At 51.9% G+C, this 14,599-nt stretch carries 10 protein-coding genes; all 10 read right to left on the bottom strand.

All coding sequences use genetic code 11. The features are described from left to right. Positions 1 to 98: 98 nt before the first annotated feature. Positions 99 to 1,073, bottom strand: coding sequence for an aldo/keto reductase (locus RAC89_RS29595; protein WP_306617257.1), 975 nt, complete (start codon positions 1,071 to 1,073; stop codon positions 99 to 101). Positions 1,074 to 1,188: 115 nt separating this feature from the next. Further along, positions 1,189 to 1,488 (bottom strand): hypothetical protein, encoded by a 300-nt coding sequence (locus RAC89_RS29590; protein ID WP_306617256.1) that lies wholly within the window; start codon positions 1,486 to 1,488, stop codon positions 1,189 to 1,191. A gap of 87 nt (positions 1,489 to 1,575) precedes the next feature. Next, positions 1,576 to 2,064 (bottom strand): glycosyltransferase family protein, encoded by a 489-nt coding sequence (locus RAC89_RS29585; RefSeq protein WP_306617255.1) that lies wholly within the window; start codon positions 2,062 to 2,064, stop codon positions 1,576 to 1,578. 140 nt (positions 2,065 to 2,204) lie between these two features. Next, a complete protein-coding gene (locus tag RAC89_RS29580; protein WP_306617254.1) occupies positions 2,205 to 3,032 on the bottom strand; it encodes a sugar phosphate isomerase/epimerase family protein in 828 nt (275 codons plus the stop codon). A 24-nt stretch (positions 3,033 to 3,056) separates the two neighbouring features. Further along, complete coding sequence (locus RAC89_RS29575) at positions 3,057 to 4,736, bottom strand: glycoside hydrolase family 3 protein (protein WP_306617253.1); 1,680 nt, start codon at positions 4,734 to 4,736, stop codon at positions 3,057 to 3,059. Positions 4,737 to 4,815: 79 nt separating this feature from the next. After that, positions 4,816 to 6,441: a type 2 periplasmic-binding domain-containing protein gene (locus tag RAC89_RS29570; RefSeq protein ID WP_306617252.1), complete on the bottom strand. Its 1,626-nt coding sequence runs from the start codon at positions 6,439 to 6,441 to the stop codon at positions 4,816 to 4,818. 21 nt (positions 6,442 to 6,462) lie between these two features. Continuing rightward, complete coding sequence (locus RAC89_RS29565; protein WP_306617251.1) at positions 6,463 to 7,350, bottom strand: carbohydrate ABC transporter permease; 888 nt, start codon at positions 7,348 to 7,350, stop codon at positions 6,463 to 6,465. A 16-nt stretch (positions 7,351 to 7,366) separates the two neighbouring features. Then, entirely contained in the window at positions 7,367 to 8,260 is an 894-nt protein-coding gene (locus tag RAC89_RS29560; RefSeq protein WP_306617855.1) for an ABC transporter permease, read from the bottom strand. Positions 8,261 to 8,541: 281 nt separating this feature from the next. Then, on the bottom strand, positions 8,542 to 10,824 hold the full coding sequence (locus RAC89_RS29555; RefSeq protein WP_306617250.1) for a helix-turn-helix domain-containing protein: 2,283 nt from the start codon (positions 10,822 to 10,824) through the stop codon (positions 8,542 to 8,544). A 796-nt stretch (positions 10,825 to 11,620) separates the two neighbouring features. After that, positions 11,621 to 14,590: a beta-phosphoglucomutase gene (pgmB, locus tag RAC89_RS29550; RefSeq protein ID WP_306617249.1), complete on the bottom strand. Its 2,970-nt coding sequence runs from the start codon at positions 14,588 to 14,590 to the stop codon at positions 11,621 to 11,623. Positions 14,591 to 14,599: the final 9 nt, after the last annotated feature.

The raw sequence follows: 14,599 nt of genomic DNA, 5'->3' as shown, positions 1-14,599 counted from the left end.
CCCGCCTTTCAAGTAGAAATCCAGTCGAAACAAAAGAAGGGGCTGTCCCATAAGAAGAATCTCTACTTATGGGACAGCCCCCAGCTCGTTTTATAACATTATTTCCGCAAGGGCGCGCTTCCGAACGGAGGAGCGTAGATAAATTCTGCACTCGCTTCATCCAGCGCCTGCAGAACATCAGGAGTAAGGTCCAGGGAAACCGCCTTGAGATTCTCATCGATTTGAGATTCGCGGGTCGCCCCGGCAATCACCGTGCTTACAGCAGGCCGATGCATTAGCCAGGCAAGTGAGAGCGCCGTTGCGCTTGTGCCGATTTCCGCAGCGATACTAGCCACCCGGTCTCCCAGCTCCAAACGCGCCGTATCCATCCGCTTTGCGAAATTAGGGTTCTTTTCCAGCTGCGAACCGCTCGGTACGGACCCCCCTGAATATTTTCCCGTAAGGATGCCGCCTGCCAATGGAAAATAGGGAATGATGCCTATCCCTTGATCTGCGCAGAAGGGGACGAGCTCCCTTTCCACGCCGCGATCCGCCAGTGAATACCCGGGCTGGACGGACACATACTTGATAAGTTGCTGACGCTCACTGACGGATAAAGCCTTCATCATCTGCCACGCTGAATAATTGGATGCACCCACATATCTAACTTTGCCCGAAGAGACCAGATCGTCCAAGGCACGCAGTGTTTCCTCGAGAGGGGTCTTCGGATCAAAAGCATGAATCTGGTACAGATCGATGTAATCCGTACGCAAACGCTTCAAGCTTCCTTCAAGCTCGCTAATAATATGTTGTCGCGAGGAGCCCTTGGTATTCGGACCTTCCCCCCGCTTCATCCCCGCTTTCGTCGCAAGGATCACTTCCTGCCGTCTTCCCTCAAACGCTTCACCGATGATCTCTTCCGATTTCGTGCCTGTATAAATATTAGCCGTATCCATAAAGGTAATGCCTTGATAAAGCGCATGCCGCAGAACCCGAAGGGATGTATCCTTGTCCGCACGCCCGCCGAAGGCGTTCGTGCCCAAGCCCAGCACAGATACCTCCAACCCGCTTGTCCCTAAATTCCGATATCGCATACAAACTCCTCCATTCCATGATTCTTCCAAATGGATTGTAGCATGGACGATCTGGAGAAGCTGTCGAAATACGCCTTTGTTTTTAGATCAATATACAAAAGGAGCCTCACGGCTCCTATGTATCGAAGGGATTGCTTGAATAGTGCCGTGCCTTATCCTTCAACAGCTCAGCGGCCTCGTCGCCCAATCGCTCCCTTGCCTCCGTCAGCACCTTTTCCATCGCTTCGGCCGTTTGCGTCATCAGAAGTCGTGCCATACCTTGCAATTCTTCCTTCTGGCCGAGCACACTTTTTTGCTGCACCATCAGCTCGCAGGATTGAAAATAAGATTGAGCAAGCTCCCTCAACTGCCGATCGAAAAGACCCAGGTCCTTTTCATATTTCAGTTCCTTCTTTGTCTTACGTCTTTCCTTCATAAGTCCCTCCATGATGACATGCTTATTGCAGTATCATACCATCGGGATGGGGATTCAGCAAAGAAAGAACGGCTCCCGAATATTGGCTTACCTTTTCAAGAGCTCATCCACCTTTGCCTTCATAGAACGAATTGTCGTTTTTTTATATTGAATTCCGAGTCGAAGCACCTTAAGCTGCTCTCTGCGGCTTAATCTTTTGAACCGGGGATCCTGTTTCAAAAACGAGCGGATGATGGACCAGCTGTTACCGCCGATCTGATCCGTGTTGGTATATGGCAGTTCATAGGGCAGCCTCCGTTTTCGGAATCGGTTTATTAACGATGCAAAGTTCGAAGAAATTTTGCCCTCATCCACCAGACAGGGGACTACATGCTTCTTCGTAGACCTTTTGTAATACTCCAAATGATTGCTTCCGCTTACAATAACGTAACCGCCATCCTTCCGGTTTTTTCTGACGATCAGCAGCTGCATGCAATCCTGCGCGACTTTGTGAAGCTCTTTACTGCGCCTTGTTGATTTGACGGGAAGCCCAGATTTAATCTTGTTTAGAGGTATATATTGCACCGTATATCCCATCCGGCAGCACCCCTCTTGAGTTATGGTTATTGTTATTTAGTTTATGCCGTCCTTTCCCAAACGTAATGGGCAAAAAGAAAAAGCTTCCCTTCGATGAAAGGAAGCTCCGATTCATGCTATGAGCCAATGATACTATCGCTCTACCTGCCGTAACTCCCAGTCAGTCGGATTGCCCTCCAGTTATCCATGATGGCCTCGGGAATCGGCTGTCTTACTTCATACAGGAAGGGTCCTTGATAGCCTGACTGCGATAAAGCTTCCAGAATCCCCTTCCAGTTCAGAATACCCTCTCCAGGCATCCAATGCTTCTCGTCCAAGCCGTCGTTATCGGAGATATGGGTGGTGACAATCCGGGGACCAAGCCTGCGAATGAATTCCTCTGGCGATTCCTTAAACAGATGATTGACGTCGCAGCAAACCCCTAAGCTAGGATCGACGCCGATCAGCTCTTCGATTTCGTCGGCGCTATTCCCCAGGCACGTCCGCGGCAAGCACTCCACGGCGATCTCTACTCCGCAAGCCAATGCGATGGGCGCAAGCCGTCGCAACGAATCGCGGGCGTACTCCAGCCGGCTGCGCCGCTCCTCGGGAGCGATCGGCTCGTAGCTCGGATGAAGGATTGCCCGACGAACTCCCCAGTCCCGGGCCATACCGAATAGATCGGCGATTCGCTCCCGTACATGCTCACGCTCCTGCTCATCCATCACTGAGATATCCCATGCATGGCCATACGGAATATGTATCGAGACAATCTCGATTCCCGCTTCCCGTATCTCATCCACAACCCGGTTGCAGTGCGCCCTCGTTTCGGGCTGATCCGGCAGGTCCGCGTGCTTCGCCTGCCAAGTCAGCTCAACGCAAGCGATTCCCGCAGTTCGGATCTCCATCAGATCAAGCGGCGTTAACACACTCATGGACAGTCCAATCTGCCAGTCCTGCGGGTCCGTAGTTTCTTTCTTCCTATTCATGTGAAAGCTCCTCTCTTATCCGAGTCATAACCCATGTCCGAACGGGTACGCTTCATTCACGCTGACCGGAAGCCTGCCTTCCGCCTGGCGTGCCCCGAAGACCACATCGAGCGCCGCGTCGATTGAATAATCACAATCGCTGTAAGCACAAATGCAGTTGGACAACCGCTCCATTTGCCGCAAAATGTAAGGACTTCCGAAGATGAGCAAAATCAGCTCCGGATGAAGCTCCTTCATCTGGCGGATCAATTCGAATTGTCCGCCGGGGATGGTCCCGCTTCCCTCCTTGTAGCTGATGACCCGAACGAAGGCCCCATACATGACATGCTCGTAGGAGCCCGAGGTCAAGGCCTTAAGCACCCTCTGCCTGTCTTGCTCCGTAGGATTTTCATTGACGACCACAATATCTGTGTCCGTGCTGTAGCGAGAGCAGCTGTGCAGGAAATACGCAGACTTCCCGGTAATGCGTGTTCCCATATCCTCCGCTTCCTTGCCTTCCTCGATGCTCCTTGTTGCGATGAGCAGAGTCTTGGCCTGAACGGATGGCCTTAGAGGAAGATGCTGCTTCTCCAGTACGGTGATCGAACGCCCGGCGATTTCCTTGGCCAGCTCGACGTGCTCCGCCGCCTGCAGTATTTCTTTTGCCTCCTCCAAAGAGAGGCGGGCGTTGGATAGCAAACCGAAGCGTTCCTTCATCTGCAGAATACGGCGAACGGAGTCATCGATTTGATCTAGGCTCAGTTCCCCCGTACGGACGGCATCCAGCAGCGCCCGGAAGGTCAGCTCCGGGTCAGATTGATAATCCTGCAGAATGATATCGTTGCCCGCCTGGACAGCCATGACGGCGGCTTTTTCGATCCCGTATTGATCTTTAATCGACTTCATGGTCAGACTGTCCGATACGATCAGTCCATCGAAGCCGAATTGCTCGCGCAGCAAGCCGGTCATTATCGTTCGGGATAAGGTGGCAGGCAGCTGCTCCTCGCCCTCCCCTGCGAGCGCCGGGTAAAGAATGTGCGCCGTCATAATGCCGGTCATTCCCCTGCGGATCAGCTCGCGGAACGGCTTTAGCTCCACCTCCATGAGGTACTCCCGGCTATGCTCCACAATCGGCATAGCAATATGCGAGTCGGTCCGGGTATCGCCATGGCCTGGAAAATGCTTGCCGTTAGGGATTACGCCGGCTTCCTGCATCCCTTCTATATAAGCCGCCCCAAGCTCGATAATTAGGTCGGTGCTGTCGCTCATGGCTCTCGTGCTGATGATCGGATTATCCGGATTGGAATTCACATCCAGAACCGGGTTACAGATCATGCCGAAGCCCACCGATCTTGCCTCCTTGGCAATGACCCATCCCATGCGGTAAGCCAATTCACTTGAGAACGTGGCACCGAGCGCCATCATCGAAGGAAAGGATGTGCCGACCTTCAAATTATGGTATACGCCCCGTTCCGCATCGGAGAAGAAAAGCAAGGGAACCGGCGACCGATCCAAATAGTCGTTCACTAGAGACACTAGGCCGCCCACATCCTCGAATTTCGGAAGCAGCAGCACCGAGCCGACCGCTCCAATGGTGCCGGATGCAAGCGTTGACCTCACCTTCTCCTCGAAAGGGAAGGCTCGAACGCAGATCATCTGACCGATTTTTTGTTCCAGCGTCATCCCTTGAAGCCACTGCTCCGCCGACTTTACGCTTTGTACCATTGTGCCCCTCCGCTCTATCTGCCACTGGCAGAGACTGCCGGCCGCTCGACCGACAGTCTCGTTGGTTTATAACATCACTTTATTTCATCGCTTTGTACCGGTTGTATGCATCCTGATACACCTTAACTAACTTATCCAAGTTCATTTCCTTCAGCTTCTTTACGTAATCGTCCCACTCGGCATCGATTCCGCCCTGCATCAGCCATTTGGCATGCATTTTCTTGACATAGGCATCGATATCCGTTAAATACCGTGTACGCACATCGTCCTCCTCCGGCGTGAAGTACAGATTCGGAAACACGTTTTTATCCAGGAACGGAGCGTAGATCTTATCCATATCTCCCTTTGTAATGCCCTTGGACTTGGACGGCGGCGTATCCTTGGTTTTCGCGAAGACGGACGAGGAAGCCGGCGCGGTCGAATGGCGGAATTCGTTGGCGTTCATGCCGCTTGGCGGATCGTTCGCTTCCAGGCTGCCATCCGCATTCTGCTTCAATACCGTACCGATCATGCCGTTGACCGCCTGAATGCTGACCATCGGGTCATACATGTAATCAATCCACCGCATCGTCACTTCCGGATTTTTGTTCGTGGAGGTAATGACGAAGGCGCCTTTGCTTAAAATACCTGCCGGATAGCTGTTCCACAGCTGGGCTCCTCCCGGTCCCTTCAACGGAGGAATCGGGATATAGTCGGCAGCCTGATCATCTTCCATATACGTGTTGGCGAGCCAAGCCACGAAAGCGCCGACATTTCGCTCTTTGCTTCTCAGCTTCGAGCCGTATACCTTCTCGTCATGCGCAAGCGATTCCACATCGACCAGCCCCTCGGCGAACAGCTTGTTGAAGTACTTGGTCGCTTCCTTATATTCGGGGCGAATGGCTGAGTAGACGACCTGATCCCCGTTCATTACGATATGATCCTGCCGGTCAAGCAGCCCGAACGAGCCGTACATGGAATAGATGCCTGTAATGGCATGCACGCGGAACGAGAAAGGAACCTCGTCCTTCTTGCCGTTGCCGTTCATATCATTGTCTTTAAACGCTTTCAAGGTCTTGTAAAATTCGTCCGGCGTCGTCGGTACCGGAAGCTTCAGCTGATCCAGCCACTTTTTATTAATGAATAAGGCATCCTTGGAAACCGGATAGGTGCCGTCGATCGTCGGGAGCGAATAAATATGTCCGTCCGGGGACGTAAGCTCCTTTTTGTAGGACGGATTGTCCTTTAGGATTTTATTGAAATTGGGTGCATACTTCTCAATGAGCCCTTCCAGCGGGATAAAAATGCCCTGGCTTCCGTACTTAGCGACCTCATCCGTTTCAAGCGCGAAGTGACCGTAGATCGCATCCGGATAATCGCCGCTGGCAAACATCAGATTTTTCTTTTCCTTCCAGTTGTTCTTATCATTCATATTCCAGTTGATATGCACGTTCGTCTTCTCTTCCGTTTCCTTGAAGAACGGCAGCTCGCCGAACGGCTTTTGACCGGCAATCCCGTACGTGGCGGCGATATTCAAATTGACCTTCTCTTTCACAATCGGAAGGCCGGTGGCATTCAAATTCGCATTGCCCTTCGTCTGCTGCGCTTTGTCATCCTTCTTCCCGGCAGCACCGTCTCCGCCGCTGTCCCCTCCGCAGCCGCTCAGACCAACAGCTAAAGCCAAAGCCGTCGTCAGGCTGCCATAAAGCCATCCTTTTCTTCTCATTCGCATGCACCCCTTTGTTTTTTATCCCTTCAGAGAGCCGATCATGACGCCTTTGACAAAATATTTTTGCAGGAACGGATAGAGAATCAGTACGGGCAAGCTCGAAACGATAATAACCCCGTACTTCATCGTTTCCGCCATCTTCACCAGCTCCGCCTGATTGACGAGACCGTCCATCATCTGCTCGGAAGCTTCATTGCTGATCAGGATTTTGCGGAGAATGATCTGCAGCGGCTGCAGCTCGTCATCCTTCAAATAGATGAGTGCCTGGAAATAGGAATTCCAATGCCCTACCGCGCTGAAAAGTACCATAACCGCCACGATCGGCAGAGAAATCGGCAGCACGATTTGCAGGAAAAAGCGGGTATTGGAGCAGCCGTCCATCTTGGCCGCTTCGAGGAGCTCCAGCGGAACGTTCCCTTGAAAAAAGGTCCTCGTAATAATGATGTGGTAGGCGGAAACCGCGTTCGGCAGAATCATCGCCCAGATCGTATTGACCATGCCCATCCCTTTGATGAGCAGGTATGTTGGAATTAAGCCGCCGCTAAAGAACATCGTGAACACTATCATCATCATCACAAGGTTGCGCCCGCTTAGATCCTGTCTGGATAGCGCATAACCGGCGGTTAACGTCAGCACGACGTTTAAGGAGGTTCCAAGCACAGTATAGATGAGTGAGTTGCGGTAGCCCAGCCATATGGTTGAATCCCCGAAAATTCTTCGATATCCTTCCAAGCTCGGATCCTGAGGGTAGAATGTCACCTTCCCCAGGTTCACCATATCCGGGTCGCTGATCGAGGAGATGATCACAAAGTATAACGGATACAGCACCATGAGCATAAGTAAGGACAGAACAGTGTAGGTGAAGCCGTCAAAAAGTACGTCCGCTCTGGAGCGGCTTGCTGTCATGGCTTACTCCCTCCCCTTACCATAAGCTGGCCTGCTTCATTCTTTGGGCCAGGCGATTGACCGAAAGCAGCAGAATAAAATTGACTACGGAGTTAAAAAAGCCGATGGCCGCCGAATAGCTGAATTGGGCATTCAACAAGCCCGCCTTATACACGTAGGTTTGAATAATTTCCGAAGAATCTACATTCAGCTGATTCTGCATCAAGTACACCTTCTCGAAGCCGACGCTCATAAAGGAGCCGATATTCAGGATGAGCAAAATCATAATGGTCGGCATAATGGAAGGCAGATCGATGTGTCGAATGCGCTGAAGCTTCGTGGCCCCGTCGACGACGGCCGCTTCATGCAGATCCGGATTTACCCCGGAGAGCGCGGCCAAATAGATGATGGTCGCCCAGCCGAGATTTTGCCATATGCCGGAGAAGATGAAGATTGTCTTAAACCATGCCGCACTCGCCATGAAATAAATCGGATCGATACCAAGTCCCTGCAGCATCAGATTAACGAGACCGTGCTTCGGCGACAAGAATAGATAGAGCATCCCGACGACGACAACGACGGAAATAAAATGAGGTGCATACGTGACGGTTTGTACCAGCTTCTTGAAGCGTTCGTTCGTCGTTTGATTCAGGAGCAGCGCCAGCACGATCGGCGCCGGGAAGGCTACCAGCAATTCATAGAGGCTGATGCCCAGCGTATTTTTGAGCACGGTTATAAATTGATACGACTCGAAGAAACGCTGGAAATGATCAAGGCCAACCCACGGACTGCCGGTTATTCCTTTGACGGCAATGAAATTCTTAAACGCAATCTGCACGCCGTACATCGGAACATAATGAAACAAGATGAAATACACGATCGTCGGGATCAAAAATAGGTAAAGCTCATAGTTGTGCCATATCCGCATCATCGATGAGCTTCGCCACCATGCCGCCTTATGCCGTTTCAGCGGTGCTGTGTTCGCAGCGGTTCTTACTGTCAACGCTTCGCCCCCTTGCCTTCTTGTTGTATCCTTGCAGCTTTATTGTAGGCAACGGGGCATTCCTCTGTATATAAGCGCTTTCAATACGGATATGCGGGAATTGATCTAACCGAATGTCCCTCTTTCGTCTACACCCGAATAGGTGGAAACTGAACCAAATATATGCGAACTCTGAAGCAAAAAAAGAAACAGGCTTGCCTGAGCCTGTCTCAATCCGCCGCCTCCTGACCTGCCTGCTTCCGCATCATTTTTCTATATTCGCCTGGTGTGACTCCTGCCTCCGCCTTGAATTTTCGGATGAAGCTCGAGGTATCGAAATAGCCTACTCGCTGCACGATCTCTTTAATCGAATCGTCGCTTTCCTCCAGAAGCCTCTTCGCATTATTGATCCGAATGGTATTCATATAGTCGGATATGGTTTGACCCGTATGCTCTTTAAAGAATCGGCTTACATACGACGTGGAAAGGGAAAAGTGGTGTGCCATCGACTGAACGGAGAAATCGTATTGGTCACTGCGGTCGCAGACGTAATCGATCATCTGCTCGATCAAGCTTTCTCCCGATCGGCCCTTATGCTCCTGAATCGCTTCGCACACGTCCATACAAGCCTTCGTTATGAGATCAACCAGGTCTTCAACCGTGTGGAACTTCATCAAAGTGATCACATCGGGAAATTTTCCCGTGATTTCCGGAAACTCCTGCTTCATTTCCTCCGCTGTCCTCATGACGGTATGGATGATATCGAAGCATAGACAGCGAGCGACAAATAACGTAGTTCCGCCTGTTTTGATTTTATGGGTGAAATGGGTCAGCGTTTCGGCGATTTGCCCCGTTTTCCCCTCGCGGAGCAAATAGCTCAAATGCTCCATGTTATGGCTCGAATCGTACAAGGTCGATGCATGCTCCGAGGCCACCTCGCGGAAAAAAATGATTTGTCCGGCGCCCTTGATGAATTTGTAATCGGCCGCAGTGGAAGCTTCAATAAAGGAGCGTCCAAGCTGGTTCAATTCATTCTGCAGCCGGCCGACGCCGCAGGTCAGCCGAATACCGTACTCGCGATAGAGCTCAATGTGCCAGCCCGCCATCCATTCGCCGAGCTGCCGCTCCGTATAATCAGTGGAAAGCAGGAAAATCATCTGATTGGATTCGAGACTCTCCTTGTTATGCACGGTTATGCCCCGCTTCGTTAGGCGGACGATCGCATCGGCAAGCTGCTGCTTGGACAGGCCGGCAGACTCCGGCGCCTCCACCACGAAGACGCCGTAAGAGGCATAATCAAACGCAAACGAAAGCCCCGCTTCCCTGCTGCTTTCGTCCAATTGCTCCTTGGATTCCACCTCTCCCTTCAGCATACTGAACAGCAAGTGTTCATGCAGCGCCGAGCGGTGCTTTTCCCATTTTTGCCCGAGCTCACGATTGGATAGCAGGATCCGGTCGATCAGCGTACGGACGGTTTCCAGTTCATTGGTTCTGGATAACGTCTTGCCTAAGTGCGTTTCCGCGAGCTGAACCAGCTTCTTGATAGGGTTATAGTTATACCGCAGTGCCGTGTAAATCGCCGCGCTGCCGATCAGCAAAATAATTAAAAAAGTTTGTGTCCACTTGCCGACGACAGTATGGAAGGGTTTCCGAATATCATCCACAGGTAAAACGCTTACATAGGTCCATCCGGTCAGCTCCGAGGTGAGGCGGGAAACGAAATATTCCTCTCCTTCAAGCTTTGAGACGGTAAACAAGTCCCCCTTCGGCTGGATGGAGTCGTACAGCGCTTCCTCCTTAATATGCCCTGCGCCCTGATACGATGTAACGATGCGCTGTTTCTCGTCGTAAATCATGATGTTGCCCGATCTTGGGAAAGCATCCGGCTTCAAGTAATTGAGAAAGGAGCTCTCCTTGATCAAAAAGAGGACCGTCCCGTACGGATTCAGGCTGCCCATCGGAATCGGAAGCAGGTAGCTGACATACCTCTCCTCGGTGGCGGACACGAAGGTAACGTCCTCCGCCGTGCGGAGCGTCGGCTTCTTGATCGAATTAAGCTCCTCCCGGAACGCTGCTTCTGGCCAATGATGGAAACGGTAAATGTCGTTAATGAAAGCAGATGTGCGATAGGTGCTGACGGAGGAATACAGGGTGTCATGGCCTCGCACGTAATAGAGCACCTCATGAATAAAATCGTTGGACACCTTGTAGTCGAGCAGCTGCTTGGTCTGATACGCGCTGAAGGGATCCTTCGTAACCGCGTAGGGGGTTAAATCAGGATTGGAGGAGATGCGTGCAGAAATCCGATTCATTTCAATAATCTTCGTGTCGACGCTATCGGCCAGCTGGCTCAGCATGTCCTTATTCGTCCACTCCACGTATTGATTAACGATTTCATTCAGCTGCAGCGTACCGTTGTAACCGAGCAAGCCTGCCGGTATGAGCAGCACCAGTACATACGAGAGCAGATACCTGAAGTAAACCGGGTTGAGCTTAAGAGTTCCTCTTCGCATGAGTCCCCCTGAGTCTGTAGAGTATGATTACTTATTGTAGCAAATCGCCTTTTCATTGTATATGTAAGAAAAGCGTCATGTCGGCGCGGGGATTCATTCGTGAGCCAGTCGAGAGCCTTAACAGCTATATCAGCTCTCAAAGCTGCCTATTCCCACAAATCCCGTTCAGAACTTCGCTTTGAACCGTGGATTTCCGCACTATAAGTCAATTTCATAATGAAATCGACTTCAATCGCACAAAATGAGCTGTGGCAGCGCAATTCTGCTTGTGAATTCTGCCCATTAAGATGATTTCACTATCGCTACAAGGAGCATTATCGGCCCGATATAAGCACCAGACACCCTGTAACGCGATTTATTCGTCTTACAACGGAAGATAAACACAGATTTGTCACAATAAGGTGATTTCTTAACGTTACAGGGAGCATTACCGGGCCGTGATAAGAACCAGACGCATTGTAACGCGATTTTTTCATTTTACTATGGAAGATAAACACATATTTGGTGCAATAAGGTGATTTCTTAACGTTACAGGGAGCTCAATAGGCCGCTCGAAGCTTAAACAATTCGGCAAACTTCTTGTTGAATACCATACACGGGAGTACTCCTTTCTCGTGTAATGGTTTGGTAGCCTTAACTTTGAGAATGGAGGGAAGTACTCCTGCTTTTGCATGCCAAATAACCTTATTCCACAAGCGCTTTCTAATTATGAAATTGACTTCTATCGCAGCATTGCATCCGTTGCCCCGCATATGACGGCAAAAAGGAGCTGCGATGATAAGCAGCTCCTTCTTTATTATTTTTCCGCGGCAAAAGCCTCCGTCAACAAGCTCCAATCGAGAAGCGCCGTAGAGGCGACCACTCTATCCGCAATGTTTAGTGTCTCTCGGTCACCCACGCCGATCGATACCATATTGGCGTCCCGCACGGCTTCCAAGCCGGAATAAGCGTCTTCGATGCCGATGCAATTTTTCGGCACGACCCCAAGTGCGTCTGCCGCCTTCAGGAAGATTTCCGGATCCGGCTTGCCCCGCTCCAGCGCCCCGGCATCGACGATGTAGTCAAAGTGCCCGGCGATACCAAGCGAATCCAGTATAAACGGCGCGTTTCGGCTGGCGGAAGCAACCGCCGTATGGATGCCGCGGGATCTCAGGTCACTCAGCAGCTCGCTGATCCCCGGCAATATATGCTCGGGACGGATGCTGCGAATCAGCTCCTGGTACCGTTCATTTTTCCTCGCCATGAACTGCTCTTTCTCCGCTTCCGAGTAGGTACGGGTCCCTCTTTGCAGAATAAGCTCCAGCGACTTCCGGCGGTCCACTCCCTTGAGGTTCTCGTTATACTCCCGGTCAAACGGGATGTCCAGCTCTCTCGCAAGCTCCAGCCAAGCTTCATAGTGGAACTCAGCCGTGTCCGTCAGAACGCCGTCCAGATCAAAAATGACGGCTTCCAGCTTCCGATTCGGCAGCATTATTTCTCCGCTAACCTGGACTGGAGAACCAAGGTGGTATATGGTAACGGGCTCGCCTTCCACAAGCCGATAGATGGTATGCTCCTTCGTTACGCGTATGGAGAGCACGCTGCCGCGATACATTAGCGGGAACGTATAGCCCGGCCAGCCGGCTGGAATGTCCGGGCGGAAATACAGTTTCCCGTTGACTTGCCTCATTCCGGCAAAGCCGCTCGCGATCATCAGCCAGCCGCCGGCCATGGATGCCGTATGGATACCGTCCTTCACATTCCGGTGATAGTCATCCAGATCGACCCTAGCCGTATGCATGAAGTAGTCATAGGCCTTGTCCATATACCCCAGCTCGGCTCCGACAATCCCGTGAATGCAGCTGGATAAGGAAGAATCGTGCGTTGTCAGCGGCTCGTAATAATTGTAGTTTCGTTGCTTCTCCCATGAGGTGAACCGGTTCCCCTGCGTATACATCGCCATGACCAAGTCCGCCTGCTTCAATACCTGATGCCGGTTGATCACCAAGGCGTGGTAATGCATCATCAGCGGGTACTTGTCCTTCGGAGTATTGGCGAAATCCCAAACCGGCTTGTTCAGGAACGAATCGTCCTGTCCGATCAGGCCGTTCTGCCGATGGATGTACATATGCTCGGCTGCCTTGGCCCAAGCGGCCACTTCTTCCTGGCTCAGCCCCATAGCAGCTTTCAGCTCCGCCCAACGCTCCGGACGCTCTGCCTGAAGCTCCGCCGCCACCTTGACCGCATATTCCAGCTGGTCCTTCACCATCACATTGGTATAAGTATTGTTATCAATCACCGTTGTGTACTCGTCAGGACCAGTGACACCGGTAATGCAAAATCCCCTGCCTTCGATCCAGGCTCCCGCATCCTCGAAGAAGCGTGACGTTTCAAACAGCATCTCAGCACCTTCCCGGTACAAAAATTCCTTGTCGCCGGTCGCCTCCACGTAGGTTTTCAGTGCATAACAGATGTCCGCGTTAATATGGTACTGAGCTGTGCTCGCCGCCGGATAAGCGGAGGTTTCTTCCCCGTCAATGGTCCGCCAAGCATACAAGGCACCCGCCTGTGACATTTCCGCAGCACGCGCCTTTGCCTTCGGCAAAATGTGGTGACGGTAGCGCAGCAGCTGCTTCGCTATATCCGGACACGTGTAAAGGAAGAAGGGAAGAATATACGTTTCCGTATCCCAAAAATAATGCCCGTCATAGCCTTCGCCGGTAATCCCTTTGGCACCGATATTCGTTCTGCCGTCCCGGCCGACCGACTGAAGCAGATGGAAGGCATTAAACCGCAGCGCCTGCTGAAGGGCATCGTCTCCCTCCACCTGCACGTCAGTTGTTTTCCAGTATCCTTCCAAGTAGGTTTGATGCAAGTCCGCTTTTTGCTCAAACCCGTCCGATTTGGCCTCCTCCAGCTCCTCTGTCGCCCTCTGCAGTAGCTCCGCTTTCGGATAATCCTTCGACGAGTAATACGTAATAAATTTGTCCAAAACAACCGTACTGTTTTCCGCTGCGGCCACATGGAACCTCTTCTCCAACCGCTGACCCTCCAGCTTCGTCTCCAGCTCGTAAGGATGGTTCAAACTGTGTTCGATGCCGCAGACCAAAGCGAACCCCGTCATCGTCGTCTCTTGAAGGATAGCACCGAACGTATTGTGCTCGTACGTTTCCTTGGTATGCAGCACCTGCCCCGTGAAAGCCGAGCCGGCACGCGGATCTCCTCCCGATGCTTGGTTGGCGACGAGTCCATTGATCGCCGAGACAAGCAGAAGCTCGCCGGAGAAGTTCAGCGGCGTCACCTCATAACGAACCAAGGCCAAGTGCTTGTTCGTGAAGGAGGCGAAGCGCTCGATCCGAATGCGGACCTTCTTACCCGACTTCGTCTCCCATACCTGGGAACGGGTCACCGTACCTTTGCGCAGATCCAGCCGCCGCTGATACTCCGTTGTTTTCCCGCGGAACAGGCTGAACGTTTCCCCGTCCACGGAAAGCTCAATGATTTTGCCGTCCGTCACATTAAGCATCGTTTGGTGATACATAGGGTGGGCGTGATGACGGGCCTTCGGATAAGAGATTAGGGATGAATCGTAAAAGCCGTTCAAATACGTTCCGTGAAGGGAGGTCCCTTGCGGTCCCTCGTAGCCTTCCTCCAGATTCCCCCTCATCCCGATATACCCGTTGCCTACCGTAAACACCGTTTCGTCCCGCTGATTCGTCTCCGTATCGAACTCGTTCTCCGTTACCGTCCAAGGCTCCACCGGATAGATGATATGACCTGTTCGCATGGTTGTCCG

Origin of the sequence: Paenibacillus sp. GD4 (genome assembly GCF_030846225.1) — a bacterium.
In the GTDB taxonomy this organism is placed as follows: Bacteria; Bacillota; Bacilli; order Paenibacillales; family NBRC-103111; genus Paenibacillus_G; species Paenibacillus_G silviterrae.
Note: the sequence above shows the minus strand (reverse complement) of the source record. Positions and strands in the feature narration are given on the sequence as shown.

Excerpts from the sequence above, each read along its gene's own strand:
- RAC89_RS29560 (WP_306617855.1), bottom strand. The coding sequence starts at position 8,260 with ATGATGCGGATATGGCACAACTATGAGCTTTACCTATTTTTGATCCCG.
- RAC89_RS29585 (WP_306617255.1), bottom strand. The coding sequence starts at position 2,064 with ATGGGATATACGGTGCAATATATACCTCTAAACAAGATTAAATCTGGG.
- pgmB (WP_306617249.1), bottom strand. The coding sequence starts at position 14,590 with ATGCGAACAGGTCATATCATCTATCCGGTGGAGCCTTGGACGGTAACG.
- RAC89_RS29590 (WP_306617256.1), bottom strand. The coding sequence starts at position 1,488 with ATGAAGGAAAGACGTAAGACAAAGAAGGAACTGAAATATGAAAAGGAC.
- RAC89_RS29575 (WP_306617253.1), bottom strand. The coding sequence starts at position 4,736 with ATGGTACAAAGCGTAAAGTCGGCGGAGCAGTGGCTTCAAGGGATGACG.
- RAC89_RS29580 (WP_306617254.1), bottom strand. The coding sequence starts at position 3,032 with ATGAATAGGAAGAAAGAAACTACGGACCCGCAGGACTGGCAGATTGGA.
- RAC89_RS29595 (WP_306617257.1), bottom strand. The coding sequence starts at position 1,073 with ATGCGATATCGGAATTTAGGGACAAGCGGGTTGGAGGTATCTGTGCTG.
- RAC89_RS29555 (WP_306617250.1), bottom strand. The coding sequence starts at position 10,824 with ATGCGAAGAGGAACTCTTAAGCTCAACCCGGTTTACTTCAGGTATCTG.
- RAC89_RS29570 (WP_306617252.1), bottom strand. The coding sequence starts at position 6,441 with ATGAGAAGAAAAGGATGGCTTTATGGCAGCCTGACGACGGCTTTGGCT.
- RAC89_RS29565 (WP_306617251.1), bottom strand. The coding sequence starts at position 7,350 with ATGACAGCAAGCCGCTCCAGAGCGGACGTACTTTTTGACGGCTTCACC.